Source organism: Williamsia soli (assembly GCF_017377795.1).
GTDB classification, from domain to species: domain Bacteria; phylum Actinomycetota; class Actinomycetes; order Mycobacteriales; family Mycobacteriaceae; genus Williamsia; species Williamsia soli.
The window spans coordinates 351,110-371,344 of sequence record NZ_JAFRDR010000006.1; the positions used below are offsets into that span (position 1 = coordinate 351,110).

At 63.0% G+C, this 20,235-nt stretch carries 20 protein-coding genes and 1 rRNA gene; 16 read left to right on the forward strand and 5 right to left on the reverse strand.

Going from position 1 to position 20,235, the window contains the following annotated elements:
* Positions 1-45: 45 nt before the first annotated feature.
* From J3S28_RS18270 to J3S28_RS18290, 5 genes are all read left to right on the forward strand, one after another.
* Positions 46-1,017, forward strand: a complete 972-nt coding sequence (locus J3S28_RS18270; RefSeq protein WP_207842125.1) for a phosphotriesterase family protein — start codon at positions 46-48, stop codon at positions 1,015-1,017.
* A 21-nt stretch (positions 1,018-1,038) separates the two neighbouring features.
* Entirely contained in the window at positions 1,039-2,226 is a 1,188-nt protein-coding gene (locus J3S28_RS18275; protein ID WP_207842126.1) for an ATP-grasp domain-containing protein, read from the forward strand.
* A gap of 118 nt (positions 2,227-2,344) precedes the next feature.
* Positions 2,345-2,647: a hypothetical protein gene (locus tag J3S28_RS18280; RefSeq protein WP_207842127.1), complete on the forward strand. Its 303-nt coding sequence runs from the start codon at positions 2,345-2,347 to the stop codon at positions 2,645-2,647.
* A 5-nt stretch (positions 2,648-2,652) separates the two neighbouring features.
* Positions 2,653-4,362 (forward strand): alpha/beta hydrolase, encoded by a 1,710-nt coding sequence (locus J3S28_RS28785; RefSeq protein WP_207842128.1) that lies wholly within the window; start codon positions 2,653-2,655, stop codon positions 4,360-4,362.
* A complete protein-coding gene (locus tag J3S28_RS18290) occupies positions 4,359-4,877 on the forward strand; it encodes a hypothetical protein (RefSeq protein ID WP_207842129.1) in 519 nt (172 codons plus the stop codon). Before J3S28_RS28785 ends, J3S28_RS18290 begins: the two co-directional genes overlap by 4 nt.
* Here the strand turns inward: J3S28_RS18290 and J3S28_RS18295 are convergent.
* Complete coding sequence (locus J3S28_RS18295) at positions 4,874-5,932, reverse strand: chymotrypsin family serine protease (RefSeq protein WP_207842130.1); 1,059 nt, start codon at positions 5,930-5,932, stop codon at positions 4,874-4,876. The two genes, J3S28_RS18290 and J3S28_RS18295, sit on opposite strands and share 4 nt — an antisense overlap.
* A 124-nt stretch (positions 5,933-6,056) precedes the next feature.
* Positions 6,057-6,620, reverse strand: a complete 564-nt coding sequence (locus tag J3S28_RS18300) for a MarR family winged helix-turn-helix transcriptional regulator (RefSeq protein WP_207842131.1) — start codon at positions 6,618-6,620, stop codon at positions 6,057-6,059.
* A 427-nt stretch (positions 6,621-7,047) separates the two neighbouring features.
* Here J3S28_RS18300 and J3S28_RS18305 point away from each other — a divergent pair, with 427 nt between their 5' ends.
* The 8 genes from J3S28_RS18305 to J3S28_RS18340 all read left to right on the forward strand — a co-directional run bounded on the left by J3S28_RS18305 (position 7,048) and on the right by J3S28_RS18340 (position 15,016).
* Entirely contained in the window at positions 7,048-8,601 is a 1,554-nt protein-coding gene (locus J3S28_RS18305) for a sugar ABC transporter ATP-binding protein (RefSeq protein WP_207842132.1), read from the forward strand.
* A complete protein-coding gene (locus tag J3S28_RS18310; protein ID WP_207842133.1) occupies positions 8,598-9,578 on the forward strand; it encodes an ABC transporter permease in 981 nt (326 codons plus the stop codon). Before J3S28_RS18305 ends, J3S28_RS18310 begins: the two co-directional genes overlap by 4 nt.
* Positions 9,579-9,631: 53 nt before the next feature.
* Positions 9,632-10,651, forward strand: a complete 1,020-nt coding sequence (locus tag J3S28_RS18315; protein ID WP_207842134.1) for a sugar ABC transporter substrate-binding protein — start codon at positions 9,632-9,634, stop codon at positions 10,649-10,651.
* 21 nt (positions 10,652-10,672) lie between these two features.
* On the forward strand, positions 10,673-11,500 hold the full coding sequence (locus tag J3S28_RS18320) for an SDR family NAD(P)-dependent oxidoreductase (RefSeq protein WP_207842135.1): 828 nt from the start codon (positions 10,673-10,675) through the stop codon (positions 11,498-11,500).
* Positions 11,501-11,585: 85 nt separating this feature from the next.
* A complete protein-coding gene (locus J3S28_RS18325) occupies positions 11,586-12,893 on the forward strand; it encodes an FAD-binding oxidoreductase (protein WP_207842192.1) in 1,308 nt (435 codons plus the stop codon).
* Between the two features lie 16 nt (positions 12,894-12,909).
* Entirely contained in the window at positions 12,910-13,674 is a 765-nt protein-coding gene (locus tag J3S28_RS18330; protein WP_207842136.1) for an alpha/beta fold hydrolase, read from the forward strand.
* On the forward strand, positions 13,674-14,411 hold the full coding sequence (locus J3S28_RS18335) for an SDR family NAD(P)-dependent oxidoreductase (RefSeq protein WP_207842137.1): 738 nt from the start codon (positions 13,674-13,676) through the stop codon (positions 14,409-14,411). Before J3S28_RS18330 ends, J3S28_RS18335 begins: the two co-directional genes overlap by 1 nt.
* Positions 14,408-15,016, forward strand: coding sequence for a VOC family protein (locus tag J3S28_RS18340; protein ID WP_207842138.1), 609 nt, complete (start codon positions 14,408-14,410; stop codon positions 15,014-15,016). The genes J3S28_RS18335 and J3S28_RS18340 overlap by 4 nt, the downstream gene beginning before the upstream one ends.
* Before the next feature lie 31 nt (positions 15,017-15,047).
* Here J3S28_RS18340 and J3S28_RS18345 read toward each other — a convergent pair whose 3' ends face one another.
* The 3 genes from J3S28_RS18345 to J3S28_RS18355 are packed head-to-tail and all read right to left on the reverse strand — an operon-like array spanning position 15,048 to position 17,494.
* Positions 15,048-15,953: a hypothetical protein gene (locus tag J3S28_RS18345; protein ID WP_207842139.1), complete on the reverse strand. Its 906-nt coding sequence runs from the start codon at positions 15,951-15,953 to the stop codon at positions 15,048-15,050.
* A gap of 1 nt (position 15,954) precedes the next feature.
* Positions 15,955-16,971, reverse strand: coding sequence for a COG1361 family protein (locus J3S28_RS18350; protein WP_207842140.1), 1,017 nt, complete (start codon positions 16,969-16,971; stop codon positions 15,955-15,957).
* 7 nt (positions 16,972-16,978) lie between these two features.
* Positions 16,979-17,494 carry a hypothetical protein gene (locus J3S28_RS18355; protein WP_207842141.1) on the reverse strand — a complete coding sequence of 172 codons (516 nt, stop codon included), beginning with the start codon at positions 17,492-17,494 and terminating at the stop codon, positions 16,979-16,981.
* Positions 17,495-18,040: 546 nt separating this feature from the next.
* On the opposite strand from J3S28_RS18355, the gene J3S28_RS18360 reads away from it, so the two are divergent.
* The 3 genes from J3S28_RS18360 to J3S28_RS18370 all read left to right on the forward strand — a co-directional run.
* Positions 18,041-18,490, forward strand: a complete 450-nt coding sequence (locus J3S28_RS18360; protein WP_207842142.1) for a hypothetical protein — start codon at positions 18,041-18,043, stop codon at positions 18,488-18,490.
* 90 nt (positions 18,491-18,580) lie between these two features.
* Entirely contained in the window at positions 18,581-19,618 is a 1,038-nt protein-coding gene (locus J3S28_RS18365; RefSeq protein ID WP_207842143.1) for a hypothetical protein, read from the forward strand.
* A 493-nt stretch (positions 19,619-20,111) separates the two neighbouring features.
* A 16S ribosomal RNA gene (locus tag J3S28_RS18370) occupies positions 20,112-20,235 on the forward strand; the annotation flags it as partial.

A 20,235-nucleotide genomic window follows, 5' to 3' on the forward strand; every position in this document is an offset into this window, starting at 1 on the left:
CCATGAGGTGGCGGCGTCACTCCCGACGCCCGGTGAGGAGTTGGTGTGTCAACCGTCGAGACCGTTCGAGGACCCGTGGACGCCGCCGCTCTCGGGAGCACCCTCATGCACGAGCACGTGTTCGTGCTGGGGGAGGAGATGCGACAGAACTATCCCGACTTTCCGAATCCGTGGGATGAAGAGCGTCGAGTCGAAGACGCCATCCAGAAGCTGTCTGCGTTGCCCTCGCGGGGGATCCGCACGATCGTCGATCCGACCGTCATCGGGCTGGGCCGCTACATTCCCCGGTTGCAGAGAATCAATGCCGAAGTCGACCTGAACATCATCGTCGCCACCGGCATCTACACCTACAACGAGATCCCCTTCCAATTCCACTACACCGGTCCGGGTTTGCTGTTCGATACGCCCGAACCGATGGTGGAGCTGTTCGTCAAAGACATCCGCGAGGGCATCGCCGACACCGGTGTCAAGGCGGCCTTCCTCAAGTGCGCCATCGAGGTACAGGGCCTGACCCCGGGTGTAGAACGGGTGATGCGCGCAGTCGGGGCCGCTCAGGCCGAGACGAAGGTGCCGATCACGGTGCACACCAATCCGCACACCGGGTCGGGGCTGGTGGCGCAACGGGTTCTGAAAGAAGAGGGGGCGGACCTGTCGAAGGTCGTGATCGGCCATTCCGGTGACACGACCGACCTCGATTACCTCTGCAAGGTCGCCGACGCCGGTTCCTATCTCGGGATGGACCGTTTCGGCCTGGATGTGTTGCTGCCCTTCGAACAACGCGTCGACACAGTCGCCGAGATGGTGCGCCGAGGCTATGCAGAACGCATGGTCTTGGCGCACGACGCGTCGTGCTTCATCGACTGGTTCGACGAACACGCCAAAGCCGCTGCGGTGCCGAACTGGATCTTCACCCACATCAGTGACGACGTGCTGCCGGCACTTCGCGAACGTGGGGTGTCGACCGAGCAGATCACAACCATGCTCGTCGACAATCCGCGGCGCTACTTCGAGAACTGAGGTCCGTAGGATCTCCAGGATATGAGCTCGCCCACGCCCCGCATCCTGGCCACCACATCGCGCATGCCCTTCGCGGTGGACGAGATCCGCAAGCTGGGCGAAACGGGCCGGGACGTGACGGCGGTGGACACCTTCAAGGCGTCGCCAGGTAGCCATTCGCGGGGAGCGGCTCGGCACGCCGAGGTGCCTGCACCCGCGCAGAATCCGCTGGAGTTCATCGCCGCCGTCGACGAGTTGATCGACAAGCACCAGATCAACTGGCTGATCCCCATGTTCGAAGAGGTCTTCTACCTCGCGGCGTATCGAGAGCAGTTCGCCGGCCGGGCCGAATTGTTCTTTCCGTCGTTCGAGACCCTGGCGCAGGTGCACGATAAAGTTGCGTTCAGCGAACTGTGTGAGTCTCTTGGCTTGCCTGTGGCGCAGTCGATCACGGCCACGTCGAACGCCGAGCTCCGCGAGGCTGTCCAGCACTGGGACCACTGGTTCGCGCGTGCCGCGTATGGGCGCGGCGGCCTCGACGTCATCACCAACAGCGGCCCACTCGCCGGGGAGTCCGGTCTCGACGACATCCACCCGACACCTGCCGAACCCTGGCTCGTGCAGGAGTACCTGAAGGGCGTCGACCGCTGTAGCTGGAGCGTCGTCCACCACGGTGAGGTGGTACTGCATTCCTGCTACGAACATCCGCTCACCATCGACGACCGCGGCGGCATCATCTTCGAATCGGTGGACTCACCTGAGTCGCTGCACTCGGCGCAAACCATTGCGCGCGAACTGAACTGGCACGGCCAGCTGAGTTTCGACTACCTCGTCACCGACGACGGAGTTCATCACATGGTCGAATGCAATCCACGCCCGACGTCGGGATGTACCGTCGCGACGGCAGCAGAGTTCGACGCTGCGCTGTTCGGGCCGCGGCCGGCAGCGCCGGTCGTGGTTCCCGCGGGACGGAAGCGGTCGATCAAGGTCGCTGTTCTGCGGGACGCGCTCCTGCACCCGAGCCGGGCCCGGACCAACCTTCGCGCGGCTCACGGCGCGAGCGATGTCTACGGCCCGAAGCATGATCACCTGCCGCTGCTGTACACGGCGCTGTCGCTGCAGCACGTACTGCGGTACCGGAAGGCTCTCGGCGTCGACCGCGATACGCGCGAACAACTCGTGGCGGCCCAGTTCTTCGACGTCTCCTGGAACGGTGCACCGATCCGCTGAGTTGTCCACAGGCCCTCCGACAATCCACAGGCGTCCTGCTCGCCCCTCACACAGTCCTCCCGACGACTCGGACGTGACCTAGCGTCAGTCTCGATCACCGAGGATTGGGGGAATCCAGATGGCACCAGTGTTGAAGGCGGATCTCGACGCGATTCGCACGCTCGCAACTGATCTGACGAACGCCGCGAACAACATCCGCGGCATCGATGTGAACCGCACGTTCGCGGGATTGCTCGCAGGTCTCAGAGGATCCGACGTCGCGGCGGCGTGTGAGACTGCGGAGATCCAGATCGAGCAGGCACTGAAAGCAGTGGCCGTGCGAGTGGACGCCCTGGCGCAGAGGAACATCGAGGCGGCACGGACCGTCGGAATCACCGACGAGCAGTATGCCGACTCGATCAGCGGACTGCTGAAGCTGTGATCGGTGTGAGTACACCCACTGTGTCCCAGGCCCGTACCTGGGCGTCGAACGCCCACTTCTTGTCGACGACAGCAACTGGCATCGACACCGCGGTCGACACCTTCGATACGGCGATGAACGATGTCGCCCGATCTGTCGCCACGACCATGGACAGCTGGCGGGGTGATGCGGCCGAGGCGTCGCAGGCCCGGACCGACTCGGAGAAGCAGGCAAGTAACCGGCTCGCGATCACGATCCTCGACATTGCCGACACCATCAACCGTCTCGGACCGGACGTCGTTCGTTCGAGCGAGGTCGTCCGCAATTGGGCGAACAACATCGTGGACAACGGCTTCCTCGTTGCCGACGACGGCGCCGTCACGGCTCCGGCAGACTCCCGACCTGGACATCCCATCGCGATACCGGCGAGCATGGATTATGAGGAGGCTCGTGCGTTCGCCGTTCGTAGAGCAGCCGAATACCAGTCCTATCTGATGGATGCGCTCGCGACGGCAGGTAGCGCGGATGCGATTCTGGCCGCCGAGATCACCAAGACGCTCGGTGAACTGGTCCAGAATGCCGACCGTGCCACCACCGTCGTCCCGCTCGGCCCAGTGGTGCGCGACATCATCGCCGGCCGCGGTCGGCTACCGACAGACCCGCAGGCGCTCAACGACTTCTGGGATGGGCTGACCTCGGCCGAGAAGGCGGCGCTCTGGGATCATGATCGGGGAGTGGGAAACATGGACGGGATCCCGGTGGCCGATCGCGACCACTTCAATCGCCGCTACCTGGGCGAGCTGCAGAACGAGGCCCGCGGCAAGATCATGGACGTCGAGGCCCTCAAACCCGACCCCGCGCAGTATCCGACCCGTAATGCCCCAGGGGAGCAGGGCAATCCCGATGGTTACCGGCAGCGACTCGAGGACTGGCAGCAACTTCACGACTCGGCGACGGCCGACTTGGCGGCGCTGGTCGGAGTGCAGAACACAGTCGCAGCCGAGTCTGACGGGAGGAAGCAGTATCTGATGAAGGTGGACAGGCGGCACGCTGCCGTCGCCGTCAACAATCCCGACACCGCGGACAACGTCGCCACCTACGTCCCCGGCACGGGTGCGAATCTTGGCGGGATCGGTGGCGGTGTCGAGCGTGCCGATCGGATGGCTCAGGCAGCCGCGGACGTCGACAAGGCGTCAGAGACGGCAACAATCGCCTGGTTCGGTTATGACGCGCCGCCGGATCTGGTCGAGGCCGGAGCAGGTGTGTACGCGGCCCGAGGAGCTGATTCCCTGGTGACTCTGCAGGAAGGTCTCCGCGCGACCCATGAGGGTGTGGGGCGATCGCACAATACGATCATCAGTCACAGTTACGGGACGGTCGTCGCTGCCGAGGCTGCATCGGGGAGGCGAGAGCTGAACATCGATGATGTCGTGTTCGTCGCCAGCCCCGGGCTCGGCGGGCCTGACGACGTCGGCGACCTGAACCTCACCGGTCCCGACGACCGGCCCACTGCGCAACGCGTCTGGGCGACGGTCTCGACCGACGACGTGATCAACCTCGTCGAGGTGGTACATGGCGCCGATCCGCACGACAGCGGTTTCGGGGCGCGGGTATTCGCATCCGAGCGGGGGCAGGGCGTGAGCCTGGAAGCACACAGCGATTACTGGGACGACGATTCTGTATCGCTGCTGAACATGGGCCGCATCATCGCGGGGAAATATGGAGATGTGCAGTGATGCAGAGGATTGTGGTCGCATTGACCGCGCTGGGACTGCTGGCGGTCGGCGGGTGTGCCGACGAGGAGCACATGAACAATCAACTGGCCCACGACCGGATCGTCGAACTGATCCAGTCAACAGCCGATGCGCTGCCGTGGTCCGCGACGCTGATGACGACGTACCCCGGATACCCCCACTCGACCTTGGGCGATGCGCCTGGACCGTGCACCGGTGACGACAGCGGCGATCCCGACCAGCCCTACAACTGGACCTTCGGTATGTGGTTGCTCGTACCTGGTGACATGAATCCGGCCCAGGTGCGCGGCGCTGTCGTCGATGCGTGGCGTGCAGACGGCCACCACGTGAAAGGCGATTATGACGTGGTGGGCGTGACGGAGGACGGCTTCACCCTCACGATGGTGGGAAAGCCGGACGATGTGTCACTCAGAGTCGGCTCGCCGTGCTTTCCGGAGTCGGCGATGGACCGCGGTATCGGTTGGCCCGACAAAATCGTCACGCAGAGCGTGGATTAGTGCTCGGTCCTCGTGTGACCTTCGAGCTTGCGCTGGATGGACCGGGTGGCGCCGCCGAGGGTGACCGTGGCCACGAGGTACTCGATGCCCGGTTTGCGTGCGGTGGACGTGCCGATGCGCCAGGTCCATTCCACCCAACCGGTGCTGTCGGAGCGCTGTGGCGCCAATCCTGCTGCGCTGCTGCGCCGTCCACTCGGATAACGGATCTCGACCGAGCATTCGGTGTCGGGGGCGGTCCGTGCCAGGACTCGGCAGGTCCCGCCGATCCAGGCCGTACTGACGGCGAGGCCATCGAACACGAGGACCTTGAGCTTGTCGGTGACAGCGATCATGCGGACGGCCGTTGCCCGTTCGGTGCCGCCGGCCACCGATTCGTCGTTACCGGCGCGGTGCAGGCCGACGGCGAGGCTGTCCGACCGGTTGATCCACACGGAACCAGAGTCTCCGCCGAGGCTGATCTCCGGCATGGCAGGATCGTCAGGCACGATCGTGAAGGTGCTGGCGGTGACTCCCTCGATGACGCCCCAGGTGACCCCCGTCGTCAAACCGGACTTGATGACCTTGGCTCCCAGGCGTGGGTCGCTCAGCCCGGTCGCCGAGCCGAGTTCATGCAGGTCGAGGGACCATGTGCGTCCGGCGAGGACGCAAACGGCGCAGTCGAGTACCCGGTCGTAGCGCAGGACGCCGCCCATGATGTCGACACCCGACGGTTGCGCCATCACATCGGCCGGCTGTGCCGGATTTTGCAGCATCACATGCCAATTCGACAGAGCAAGCGGTTGCAGACTGTCTCGGTCGAAGACGATCATGCCCAAGGTTCCGGCCGATGTCTTAGACGTGTTCATCATCTGCACGCCGCCGCGGAGAGGATCGAAGCGGTCGGTGCGGACGAGATGTGGTGCGGGGTTGTACTGGATGACATCGACAGGGATCCCGTCGATATCGTCTGGGACCCGCTCGACGCGTTTGAGCTTCGTCTTGGACTTCTTCTCGGTCACGTGGACACGGAGGGCGAGTCGGCCGGTGGGGGAGCCGTCGGCGTATTCGAACCCCACGTCGACGTTGTGCACGTTGGGGTAAGCAGACAGGGATCTCCTGTGTTTGCGCAGTGCCTTCTCCAGCCGGGCCTGTTCGTCTGCGGAGATCTCGTCCCTGCGGCCACCTCTGGCTGTGGGGTGTCTATCCCGATGAGCGATTATGCGCTGTCGGCCCTGGCCGCACGTTGTCGTTCAGGATGATTGATCGCTCGAGTTTTTGTAGCAACTTGGCGAGTTGAGTCTGCTCCCGCTCGGACAGATCCCCGAGCATCTGCTTTTCGTTGCCGAAATGTTCGGCAGCGGTCTCATCGATCAACTGCAGGCCCTTGGGGGTGAGGCAGGCATAGACAATGCGCCGGTCGTCTTCGTCACGCTCTCGCACTACGAGTCCGGCTTGCTCGAGGCGATCCACCCGCAGGGTGATGCCACCGGTGGTGACCAGTGCAGATTGCGACAGCTGTCCGGATGTCATCCGATAGGGAGGCCCCGAACGGCGAAGCGCTGCAAGAACATCGAAAGAAGCCATGTTGATGTCGTACTTCTCGAACACCGCCGATATGGCGGTCTGATAGCGCAGGTAGCTGCGGTGCAATCGACCGAATATACGCAGCGCGGACACGTCGAGGTCCGGCGCCTGCCGGGCCCACTGGGCCACGATCTCGTCGACGGCGTCCTCGCCCTTGCCCTTGCCGCTGTTTTCCTGCACACCGACCTCCTTGCGTCCGTCCCCTGTGGAGCGTTGGCTGGCATCTCGGACACTCTGAGCGCCAAGATGCTTTCTCAGGCTACGGGACAAGGGGGTTTGAGGCCGTATCGCCGACCCTGGTGGCGTCGATTTCCTGGGCCGTCGGGTGACGCCGGGAGAGGTCGATGACGGTTGGGCTGTGTGTATGGCGCGCGTTGAACTCGTGCATGTAAATCACTCTCTGCCAATGTTCAGTGGATTTCCTGGCGCTCAAGCTATATCCGATCTATCGGTGCTACAACGATTTTCGAATCCAGTTGTGGTGCCCATCACGGATTTTGGGGGCTTCGATGCCGATGTGTTCAGAGCATGTCTCATCTTTGTTAACAGCTCAATACATAGGTGCTCAACAGTTGACACCTAAGATAACTGGCCGCATTCTTTTTTCATGCCTCAGCAGCTCACCAACCCCGTGCGCAGCCAGGACGAATCGACTTCCAGCCAGACCTCCGGTGATCCTGCCGTGGTTCTGGAGGCGCTCGGACTGGTCAAACGTTTCGGGGTCAACACCGCCCTTGATGACGTCTCGATCAAGCTTCACACCGGAGAGATACACGGTATCGCCGGCGAGAACGGGTCCGGCAAATCGACTCTCCTCGCGTGCCTGTCCGGAGCGTTGCGCCCCGACGCCGGTGCCGTCGAACTCCGGGGGGTCGAACAGCAGTGGAGGTCGGTTCGGGCCGCCAATCAGCAGGGTGTCAGTATCGTCAGCCAGGAACTGACCCTGGTTCCGCAGATGTCGATAGCCGCCAACATCGTGATGGCCATGCCAAGGTGCTCAGCTACTTTCACGCTGAGTCAGCGGCAGACCGCCAAGCTGGCGGCGCCGTTCATGGAATTGGTCGGGCTCACCGAGCCGCCGCACCGGTTGGTTGACGGGTTGCCGATTCATCTACAGCAACTCGTTGAGATCGCTCGCGCGCTGTCGAGTCATCCCACCGTTCTGCTGATGGACGAACCGACCTCGTCACTGGAACGTCATGAGGCCGAGTCGGTTCTCGACCTGGCCCGCGCGCTGGCCGATGACGGGATGTCCATCGCGTTCATCTCGCACCGGATGCCCGAGTTGATCGAGTACGCCGATCGCGTCACCGTGCTGCGTGACGGTTTCCGCGTCGCCGACCGCAAGCCCGGGCAGGCCTGGGATGGAGAGTGGGTCACTCACGCCATGGTCGGCCGATCAATCGACCTTTCTCGTCGCGCCGGTGCCGGCCCTGACACCGAGACCGTGTTGAAAATCGAAAAGCTCAGCGATCGTGACGGCTTCGTCAAAGAAGTGGACCTTCACGTCAGAGAGGGCGAGATCGTGGGTCTGGCAGGCCTGGTCGGCGCCGGCCGCACCGAACTGCTGGAGACCGTCTACGGCATGCGCAAACGAGCTTCGGGTTCCGTCGCGGTAGATGGTGTCCCGGTGAGCGGCTCGACTCGGACGGTGATGTCACACGGTATCCGACTGGTTCCCGACGACCGGTTGGGTAAAGCTCTGATCCCGGAAATGACCATTGCCGAGAACATCGATCTGGACGGTTTGCTGAACGGCAAGCTGCTCAATCCTGGTCGCCGGCGGACCGCCGCGCGAGCGGCGGTGGCCGAGCACCACATCTCCGCGGCCAGTGTCGATCTTTCCGTCGCGATGCTCTCGGGCGGGAACCAGCAGAAGACCATCTTTGCTCGGCAACTTGCGTCGAATCCCCGGGTGCTGCTCTTGGACGAGCCCACCCGAGGGATCGATGTCGGTGCCAAAGCAGCCATCTACGAGCTGCTGAGAGACCTTGCTTCGCAGGGGCTCTCGATTCTTGTTGCATCATCTGAACTCGAGGAGCTGATCCAATTGTGTCATCGCGTATACGTGATGTTCGAAGGGCAGGTTGTCCAGCAACTGTCCGACAACGAACTCACTGAAGACCGCATCGCCGCCGCTGCAACAGGTCTTGCATCATGACGACCGAAGTGAAGCCGGCCGTGAACCCGATGACAAGGCGGATACCCAAGTCGGTCGATCTGCCGCCGTACACGGGGGTGTTCGGACTGCTGGCCATCATCGTCGTGTTCTTTTCCGTGTCGGCACCTGGGTTCCTGACCTCCGGCAACATGAGCAGCCTGCTCGCGGATTCGGCCGTGATCGCGATTCTCGCCATCGGGATGACACCATCCATCATCAGTGGTGGTATTGATTTGTCTGTCGCATCCAACGCCGTGCTCTGTGCGGTGGTCACCGTATGGACGGCGACCAACTATGGGACGGCGCCCGCGATCATCGTCTCGCTGGTCACCGGATGCCTGGTCGGGGCCGTCAATGGCGTACTGATCGCCAAGTACAAGCTCAACGCATTTGTGGTCACCCTGGCCGGCCTGCAGGCGTGGCGCGGACTCGCCAGGCTTTTCGTCGACGACGAGACCAACACCTTGGAGTCCAGTGCCTTCAGCGACTTCACCAGCTGGTCCATCGGCCCGGTGAACGCCCCTATCATCCTCACCCTGATCCTCGCAGCCATAGCAACGTGGATGTTGCGCCGAACGTATTTCGGCCGCAACGTCTACGCCATCGGCGGCAACGAGAAGGCCGCGTCCATCGCGGGCATCAACGTCGTGCGTTCGAAGTTCCTGGTCTACGTGTTCTCCGGTCTGTGTGCAGGAATCGCTGCTCTTGTCGCCATCGGCTTCAACGCGGATTCCGCGTCCCCCACGCTTCTCAACGGCGCCGAACTCACGGTCGCAGCGGCGGTCCTGCTCGGTGGCACGTCGTTGGCCGGGGGCGCAGGCACGATCATCGGCAGTGTCATTGCCGCAGTGTTCTTCTCGGTGCTGACCAAGGGTCTCAACCTGAACGGCATCACCGCGTCCTACTGGCAGCTCATCATCACGGGCATCCTCCTTGTCGCCGCGGTGGTCATCGACCGACTCCGCACCCGATCCTGATCGTCCCCACCTCCAGCCCCAACCACGTTTGCCCACCACGAAAGAGAAATACGATGACATCTCGGATCAACGCCATCCGAACCGGCGCAGCCGCCGTCGCCCTGCTCTCGCTCGCCGCCTGCAGCCAATCGTCCGACAGTGCCTCGGGTGGCGGCGATTGTGCCGTCGGGTTCGCCAATCCCACAGCGCAGAACACCTATACCGGCGCAGTGGTCGATGCCATCAAGATCAAGGTCGAGGCCCGCGGCTGCACGTTCACCGAACTCGACTCCAAGCTCGATGTCAGTCAGCAGATCTCAGACATCCAGACGTTCATGACGCAGGGTGTCGACGCCATTGTCGTCTACCCCCTCGACTACGCGTCGGAGAAGAACATCTTGACCAAGGCTGCGGACCAGGGCATCGCGATCTTCGGCGACAACGCCGACATCACCGCGGCAGGTCCCGGCAAGCCACCCGCCCCATTGACCGGACAGCTCATCGACGGCCACCTGGACGAGGAGTTCGTTCGCGCCCGCTTCGACTACCTGAGCAGCGTGCTGCCGGGCGGAGCCGGGGAAGTGGTCTACATCGGAACCTCCATCCCGGTGGCGCCCCTCGACCAGGAATGGGAGCTGACGCAACAGGTCGCGAAGGACTATCCGAACATCGACATTGTTGAACGCGTCAACAACCCCACGGACGACGTGGCGGGTGCCACATCCCCTGCGGCCGCGGCGCTGTCGAAGTACCCTGACTTGGACGCCTTCATTTCGTACAACGACCCGACGGCCATCGGTGCGGCCGCTGCGATCAAGAATGCGGGCAAGACCGGACAGGTCATCAGCATTGGCTGCCAGCTCCAGCCTGAGGGTGTCGCCGCAGTCAAAGATGGCACTCTGAAAGCAAGTTGGGACTTCCAGCCCGTATCGATGGGCTCGGATCTCGCCGACTTGATCATTGCTGATCTGGACGGTCAGACCGCAGACGCCGAAAAAGTCGTCAAGGGCGGATTCACCGAATACACCTCGGCGAACATCGATCAGTACGTGTCGATCGAAGACCAGCTCGCGCAGCTCAAAACTGCACAATAGATATAGAAAGTGACGGAGATCATGACTGCAGTGTCCGAATTGTCGACCACCCCGCGAGAGCGCAGCGGCCTCGATCCGGCTGAGATCTTCTCGGTCCGAGGCCGACGGATCGTCGTCACCGGCGGAGCTCAGGGGATCGGTGCGGCCATGGTGCAGGGCTTGGCCGCCCAAGGGGCCAACGTGGTGGTGCTCGATCTCGATGGCCCGGCACTGGACAGCGCTGCAGCCTCGACCGACGACACCGGTGGCGGGCTGATCGGTGCCGTCGCGGCGGACATGCGCGTCGAGAGCGCGGTGGAGTCGGCGTTCGACTCGGCCGCAGAGATGCTCGACGGCATCGACGTGGTCTTTGCCAATGCCGGTGTCGCCGGAACGGTCGGACGACTCGACGAGTGGTCGCTCGAGGACTGGCGACAGGTGATGGCGGTCAACCTCGACGGGGCATTTCTCACCGCGAGGGCTGCGACCAGGCGAATGGTTCCGCTGAGTGGGAAGAAGCTGATCTTCACTGCATCGGTGTGGGGCCAGCGGGGCAGTACGACCGCACAGTGCCCCGGTTACTCCGCCTCGAAGGCCGGTGTGGTGGGGCTGATGAAGCAGTTGGCCGCTGACTTCGCGCCGGACCGGATGACGGTCAACGCCATCGCCCCGTCCGGATTTCTGACCGACATCGCTGGTGGGATGATGCGCAACGAGGTCGCGGCGCAGCCGATGCTGGCCCGTCAGCCTTGGCACGACTTTGTCGGGCCCGAGAGTGCCATCGGTACGGCGTTATATCTGGCCAGCCCTGCGTCCGATCATGTGACCGGACATCTCCTGGCGCTCGACGGTGGTTATCTTGCTGTCTGACAGTGTCGTTGACGTAGCGTCGGTGCAATCCGAGCTCCGGTCTGCGCTGTCTGATCCCGGACGGTGCGTCTCCGACCCGGACGCGATGCTTGCCCACCGGAGCGATCACGCGTTGTTTACGAGTGCCGGTGTTCCGGTCGCGGTGGTGTTCCCGACGAGTACCCACGAGGTCAGCGCCGTGTGCGCGATCGCGTTCGCGCACGCGGTTCCGATAGTGCCGCGTGGCGCGGGCACCGGCCTCAGTGGTGGGGCCAACGCCGTGGACGGTTGTATCGTGCTGTGCGTCGACCGGATGGACTCGATTCTCGAGATCGATGAGGTCAACGGCCTCGCTGTGGTGCAACCTGGCGTCATCAACGGAGTGCTGTCTGCGGCGGTTCGGGCGCAAGGTCTGTTCTACCCGCCCGATCCGGGCAGCCAGGAGACCTCCAGTATCGGTGGCAACGTGGCCACCAATGCCGGTGGGTTGTGCTGTGTCAAGTACGGCGTGACCCGGGACTACGTGCTCGAGCTCGAGGTCGTGCTCCCCGATGGGCGCGTCCTGCGAACCGGGCGACGGTCTCGCAAAGGTGTTGCCGGACTGGATCTCACGTCATTGTTCACCGGGTCCGAAGGCATTCTTGGGGTGATCACGCAGATCACGGTGCGATTGCTGCGGGCTCCGAGCACTGCGGTGTCGACCGTGCTCGCCGAGTTCGCATCCCTCGAGGCGGCCGGTCTCGCCGTCCAGCAGATCGTCGCCGGTTGTACTCCATCCCTCCTCGAGATCATGGACTCCGGCAGCCTTTCCGCCGTCAATCAATGGAAGCAGATCGACATCTCACCCGATGTCGCCGCGGTGCTCATCGCCCGGTCCGATTCACCGGGCGGGACGGCGCAGGCCGACATGGCGGTGATCGAGAAGGCCTGTCACGGTGCGGGTGCCGTGGCGGTGTACAGCACCGACGACCTCGACGAGGGTGAGATGCTGGTGCAGGTCCGTCGGATGGCCGGCACCGCGATGGAACGGCTCGGCAGTGTTCTTGTCGACGACGTGGCGATCCCGATCTCTCGGTTGGCCGAGTTCTTGTCCGGTACGCAGAACATCGCTGCCCGCCACCGGGCGAACGTGTGCATCATCGGCCACGCAGGCGACGGAAACATGCACCCGTCGGTGATCTTCGATCCTCAGGATGCCGAGCAATCCGCCACAGCGATGACCACATTCGAGGAAATCGGCCTCCTCGGGCTGGAACTCGGCGGAACCATCACCGGCGAGCACGGAGTCGGGCTGCTGAAAGCCGATCTACTCCGCACTGAATTGGGACCGGTGTCTCTCGACGTACATCGCGCGATCAAAGCCGCGCTCGACCCCCGCAACATCATGAACCCCGGAAAAGTTTTCAGCCAGTAGCAAAGGAGAAAGACCCATGACCACAATCGATCACAGCAAACCCACGGTGCTCTTCACCCACGGCACATTGATGGACTCGTCGATGTTCGACGCACAGGTCGCCGCCATCGCCGACACCCACAACGCCGTCGCACTGGAGTTCCGCGCCAACACAGATCAGTACAACACCGAATACGATCTGAACGACCTGGCCGAAGACACCATCGCAGCTGCGGACAGCCTCGGCCTCGACAAGTTCGTGCTCGCAGGTATGTCCATGGGCGGATTCATGGGTCTCGAGTTGGCCCTCAAGCACCAGGATCGCCTGTCCGGGCTCGTCCTCATCGACACGATGGCCCGCGCCTACCAGCCCGACCAGAAAGTAGGCTTCGGCGAGGCATTCAACCCTCTCGATACCGACGGTCCGTTGCCCCGTAGCTTCGGTGATTGGTGCGTGCCCCTGGTCTTCGGGCCGCACACGATCTCGGACAACACCGAGCTGGTCGACAAGTGGCTGCAGCGCTGGGATGAGCGTCCGGCACGTTCGGTCTACCGCGAGTTCAAGTCATGGATCGACAAGGACGATCTGACCGACCGCCTGCACGAGATCACCGTCCCGACCCTCATCGTGCACGGTCGGCAGGACAACGTGTTGCCGCTCGTCGACTGCGGCATCCCGCTGGCCGAAAGTATCCCGAACAACACGTTCGTCATCATCGAGGACTCGGGCCACACCTCCAACGCCGAGCAGCCCGAAGCAGTGAACCGGGCACTCGTGGAGTTCCTGGCGACTCTCGACTGATGCAAGCCTCCGCTGAAACGTTCCAGCCGCGGGTCGCGGTCGTCACCGGCGCCGGCTCCGGCATCGGTGCGGCCTGCGTCCAGCTGCTTGCGAAGTCCGGGATGAGCTGCGTAGCAGTCGATATCGCCGATCTCCCACATCTGTCGGCTGCCGAGGGCGTACGAGTGGTCATCGGTGACGTCGGAGACGAGGCGACCGCCAAGTCCGCCATCGCAGCGGCCCTTGTACTCGGCGATCTGCATGCGGTCTTCAATGTCGCCGGTGTGACCGGTCCTCCCGGGCCCATCGAGTCGATGGAGACGTCGGACTTCGACAGGGTGTTCGCGGTCAACGTCCGGGGAACCGCGCTGATGGTGAAACATGCTCTGCCGGTAATGGTCGACGGCGGCACCATCGTCAACATGTCCTCCGCGGTCGGGCTCGTGGGCGGTCCGGCACAGGCGGTGTACTCGGCCAGTAAACACGCGGTGGTCGGATTGACCAAGAGTGTGGCGCTCGACGCCGCACCCCGAGGGATCCGGGTCAACTGCCTGTGCCCAGGCGTGGTCGACACCCCGATGTCGGGGTTGGCCGGCGCCTCCGAGGGATTACGAGAACAGTGGGCTTCCGCACACCCGCTGGGTCGATACGCGCAGCCGGAAGAGATTGCGGCCGCTGCTCTTTGGCTTGCAAGCGACAATGCGTGCTTCGTCACCGGGGTCGCCATGCCGGTCGACGGCGGATACCTCGCCCGATGAGCCGACGCGCCCCTGGCACTCCGTGCTGGGCAGAACTCGGTGGTCCGGCCGAACCCCAGCTGCTGGATCACTATGCGAGGCTGCTCGGTTGGGAGTTCGGTGAGAATCGGACGGTGAGTGGTTATCAGCGCGGATTCGCGGGCGGTGAGAAGGTCGCGGGTTTCGGTGGGCCGCGCTCGCCTCAACCCGCCGGCGGTTGGCGTGGATACCTGAGTGTGGACGATCTCGACTCCGTGCTGTCCGATGCACGTCTTCTGGGCGCTGACATCGTGAGCGACACTGTTCTCGTCGGTGCGGATGGGCGATTCTCGTGGATTCTCGACCCCGGCGGCGCGTTCGTGGGACTGTTCGAACCGAACGATGATCCTGGCACCAGTCGGGTTCCGGGACCGGGTCGAATCGTGGATTGGGTCCTTGTTTCCCCGAGAGCGGACAGCAGCATCGAGTTTCACGCCACGCTGTTTCCTGCGGTGCACCAGCACCTCCGAGCTACCGAGCGTGACGGCATCGGTGGCTGGCGCCCGATGTTCGCCGCAGACCCGAGCACTGCTGGAGTCCACATCGACCCAGCCGGCAATGTCGTGCATTTGGTGCCCTGGGAATAGAAGACGTGATGTCGGCCCGTCGTTCCCAGACTCAATAGATCGAATGCGTCAGCGTCGCCTCGTAGGTGTCGGCGACGACGTCGGTGGCGGGAACGCCGATGGAGACGGTTGCAGTCCAGTCGGTCACACACTGCGGGGCACCACGCTTTGCGTTGATGGGGGTCGCCGTCAGGTTGACCTGAACGGCGGCCGAGGTACCGAGGACCAGAAGGCAGCTCGTTGCAGGCGCGCTGTAGGTCGCGGACGTGGGCGTCACTACTCGGCCTGTGTTCGTGCCTCGAATGGGTGACAAGCGGACTGTTGAAATCCACCCCTCGAAGATCCCGACGTTGATGACGCCCATATTCATCGTTCCCGTCCACGTTTGTCCGGGAGCGATTGTTTCCGGTCCACTCAGCGACAAGCCGCCGGAAATCGTCAGGAGGCCGGCCGCTACCGGAGCCGCCGATTTCGCAGGTGCCGCAATCGGGGCAGTTGCGAGCGGCGCGGACGGTGCCGATGAGCCTGTCGTCGCTGACTGCGACGTCGATGACCGTGGGATCGTGGTCGTGGCAACAGTATTCGACGAGCTACCCGATGCATCGGTCGACGTCGACGAAAAGGCCGTGGATTCCGCCGCGGCGGGTGCCGCGGTCGTTGCCGTGACCGTCTCCGGCGGGATGGTCGGGACGGCGACAACGCTGACCGGAGGTGTCTCGGTCTCGCAGACCCAGATGGGCTCGATCGCGGGTTCGGTGGTCGTGGTGGTTGTTTCGGTCGTGGTTGTCGGGATCTCCGTCGTGGTTGTGGTGGTCGTCGTCGTGGTCTCCGGCGGCGCCGGCGTCACCCATTCGCAGACGGGTTCTTCGGGTTGCGCGCCGGCGAGGGGTGCGCCGGCCACCAGCGCGATGACCAGCCCGCAGCAGGTCACCAGTCGTCGTGCAGTGGTCCGGCGCATCTCACTGCACCTTCCTGCTGCGCCGCACCAGGAACCCTGCCGCAATGATCGCCAGAACGACGATCGCAATCGCAACTGCCACCATCACCCACGTGGGGACGCTTTCACCGCGATCGCTGCTGCTGGCAGTGACTGAGCCTTCGTCGGGAAACGTCAGCTTTCCCTGCGACGAGTGTTTGACGAGTCCGCTGCTGATCTCGACGGACGCCTCCCACGGCCCGGCGGGGATTGCCGGATCCAGGGAGAACACGAGCGTTCCAGTCTTGCCGGGCGCGATCGACCCGCCAGAACTGGACACCGGTGCGGTCGAGATTCCGCCAGGACCGCCGGTGAGGGTCAGCGTGCCTCGGGGATCAAGTGCGCGACCGCCGGTGTTCTTGACTGTGGCCACCACTTCCGGAGCACCTGAAGCAGCGCGCTGGGCAGCCAATTCGCCGATGTCGAAGTCGGCGGGCGGGCCGTTACCCGGTCCGACCGACAAGTACGTGCGAATGCCCGCTCGGCTGACGTTCTGGATGGCGGAACCGGTTTCGTCACCAACCGTTTGTGCCCACACGACGGCGTACTGCTCACCTTCGGGAGCGTCCTTGGGCACCTTGATGGTGACCTTCGCCTCGGCAGTGGCGTCAGGAGCGAGCTCGACCTCGGCCGGCGCGACGGACATCCAGGTGGTCAGTTCGTTCACCGCTCTGTCGTCGCCCACGTCGAATCCGCCGTCTTTGGTGTCAGCTATCGACGCAGCCCCCGGATACAGACTGATGACCCGCTCGACACTGCTGCTGTTGCGGACCTCGATTCGTCGAGTGATCTCTGAACCCGGCGGGAGGTTGTCGACGATGTACGACAGCGCACGTGGATCGTTCTGCAGCGCGACGGGTGCCTCCAGGAGCCGGATGCCGACCCCGCCCGTCTCCGGGGTGTCCGTGGGCTGAGCAGTTGCGTATCCGGGAATGAGCAGCGGGACGACTGCAAACATGAGTGCCAATAGGCCGGCGGCGAGCCGCCGATGAGTCGACATGGGCAGGTCAGGACACCGAGTGCGTGACCTGGCCGGTGTAGGTGCCGGCAGTTATGTCTTCGGGGAGGTCGACGGTGACAGTGCCGGTCCACGTGACGGTGTTCAGGCCGGTCGCACCGGTTGCCCCCATGATCGTTGTCGGGCTGGCGATCGCCACCGGTACGAGGGCGGGCACTGCGACGACAACACCGGTGAATGCTGTCACGGCGGATGAGTAGGTGACGTCGGAAGCCGGGATGGTCGTGTCACCGTTGCTGAACGCCGTGCTCGAAGCCTTTGCCGCCCACACTCCCAGTAGGGCGCGCCTTTCGTCAGTGACTTTCACGCCGGTGATGTTGCCTTGGGCCTGGTCGCCGACGAGCGGCAGCGTTTGCAGCGCGGTGGGTGCGGTGATTGTCAGGAATCCACCGGAGATGCCGAATGTCAGTGGAGTGGTGACGTCGGCGCCGGCCTGACCCGGAGCGACGAGAACGAATGCGAGAGCGCTGGCAGCAGAGGCGGAGGCAACAAGGGTTTTACGCATCAGGGCATCCTTAATAGGGGCTGGTAAACCAGGGCTGGTTCGTATCTACGTGACTCTAATCCGCGTCGAAAAAGAATTTGTTACGAATTCCAATAAATTCTCTTATGGTGGCGCATCATGATTCGGTGGCGATATCTCGATGTCGACCGGAACCCACCGTTAGCGTTAGTCATAAGTGTGGGTATGCACATTATTCTCTTCATAGGTTTGGCATGCCTGAGCTGCAACTATGTCTTTAGTTTGATGAAAGAACTTTCGAATGAGATGGTCTTAATCGAATTCCTGGTGCACGCAACAACGCATTTCGGCGCCGACGATGTGCATTGTCGAACGGCTTTCTATTGGACGGGTAAACAAACGCTGTCCTACGACCTGCGCGTGCATTGCAGTCATGCGACGTGCCGTTTCTCGGCTGCGATATCTGGGCCCGGATTCAGCGCTTCGAAGCGGCGATCTCAGAGCGTGAAACGCCCGGGAGATGCTGCGACCCTTCCTGTCGGTACCCGGCGCTATGTTGTGTTCGGAAGCGACGAGAGGAGGACCACCATGGACGAACCTGACAAGACCTCGGGAGTGCACGAGTGGTCCGATATGGCCGCTTGGCTCGTCGAGTCGTTCACGGACAAGCCGGTCGGCTTCATCCTCGAGATGGGGCCCAGCGGATATATCGATTACGACGATGACCATGAAGACGAGGTCGTCTGCGCGCAGGTCCAGATGTTGGCCGACGGCGTGATGATGCTGCGGCGTTCCCGCTGCGTTCTCGGTCACCTGCTGATCGCCGACTACTCCTCGGACAAGCTGCCCCTGAACAAGTGGCTGTACAACGACAACTTCGATGACTGCACCGACGGCTACCTGTTCAGCCGCGATCCGGAATTGCTCGCCGACATCTGTGTGACCTGGTTCCGCGACAACTGGGGCACCGAATCGACCGACGCCCTCGGGTGCGAGTACCGCTTCCCAGACGATTTGCTGCCACCCGAGGACGGCTGACAACCACTGGTTTCCGGTGCGTAGTCTGCGCCGGCAACTGACCTGTTGGTCTGTAGACAGATGTCGGACCACCGCTCGCGAGGAGCGCCCATGGAATTGTTGATGCACGCAATGTGCAGGGCCACAGTCGAACTGCCGACGCCGGTCATCGCTTGGATGATCGCCACCGCCCACCCGCTGTTCCAACCGTGGCGGGCCCTGGTACGCCGACCCGACCTCACCGACCAGCAAGCCTGGGAGTGTCTGTGGCGCGACGACGCCCTGATCAAGTCCGCGAGAAAGATCCCCGGGAAGTGGACGGCCAACGCGACGTCGGAGCAGCTTTCGGACACGGTGTCCTTGTATCTGTCACGACCGGATGTGCCGGCCGGTCGGATCACCCTGCTGCGCACCCGGCTCGATCCGGACCAGCTTCACCGACTCGACTTGCTTCGGCATGTGACCGAGTTGGGTGGCACTGACCTCGTATGCCAGGAGATCGTTGCCGAACCCCCGCCGGGGTCCACGCGGGACGAGCACGTGGGCCCACGGGAGCTGGCTCTGATCGAGAGATACCGCAGGGCTGCCGCCGAGCTGGCGGCCGAGCGCGAGAGCACGACCCGATACGTGGTGGATCAGATCGTGCGAGAAGACGGTCTGATTGCCAGGGCATCGAAGGCCAGGTCGTTGGATCAGGTTGCTCAGGTCAGAACCCTCCGGGCCTGCTTGTTCGGACGGGGGAGCGTAGCGGCCCGCCCCGAAGACGCCGACTTCAACACCGCGATCTACCTGCTGGAACTCGGACGCACGGCGTCGACCGGGCACGACGATCCCGGCCTCGGCGAAGTGCTGTCGGCGCTGCGCCCCATCCTGCGGGCATTCATCAACCCTGGGTACACAGCCCCGCGAAGTCCGGTCACCAACCGGCTCCTGGTGTTCGGGGAGGCCGGGGCTGCGCCGCTGGGTAGCTCGATCAGCGCAGAAGAGGGTGACTACCTCTACCGAAGGTTTGGCTCCAGTGTGAGCAAGTACGAGGCCCTGGGGAAGATCTCCGGGCAGAACCGCGACGAGCCACTGCGCGAGCTGTGCAACCGAGTCGAAGCAGCCGAACGGTTGCCTGCCCGACAACCTGCGGCAACACGCCGTTAACCAGGCGATTTGACTCCTGGCACGGTAGTCCCGTAGCTTTCTTCAAGTCAGCGAGTGAGGCGCCGGAGAGCGAGAGTCCGGAACGGCCCTAACACCGACAGGAAGTTTCCTGAAGGAACAACGCTGGCCGCCCACGATAGATACGAGTCCACTTCAGTGTGGAGCGTATCGTCGCGGACATAACAAAATATCTTTGCCGGGATGGCGCCTGTTGTGGGTGTCGAAGTCGGTGGGGGTGTGTTCTTTGAGAACTCGATAGTGTGTCGATGGATTGTTAGTGCCATTTAGGTGCTGCTTCTGTCACGGTGACGAAACTTCCTTTGTGGGGGGTTTGGTTGGTGATGGTTGTGGTGCCGGCATTAGTTAGTTTTATTTTTGATCCCATCGCAGGTTTTGAGTCCTGTGGTGGTGTCAGTTTTTGTTTGGTTGGGATTATGAAAATCTCTTCAGGACATATTTTATTGAAAGGCACTTCGGTGTTTTTTGGTGAGTTTTCATGGAGAGTTTGATCCTGGCTCAGGACGAACGCTGGCGGCGTGCTTAACACATGCAAGTCGAACGATGAAGCCAGCTTGCTGGTGGATTAGTGGCGAACGGGTGAGTAACACGTGGGTGAT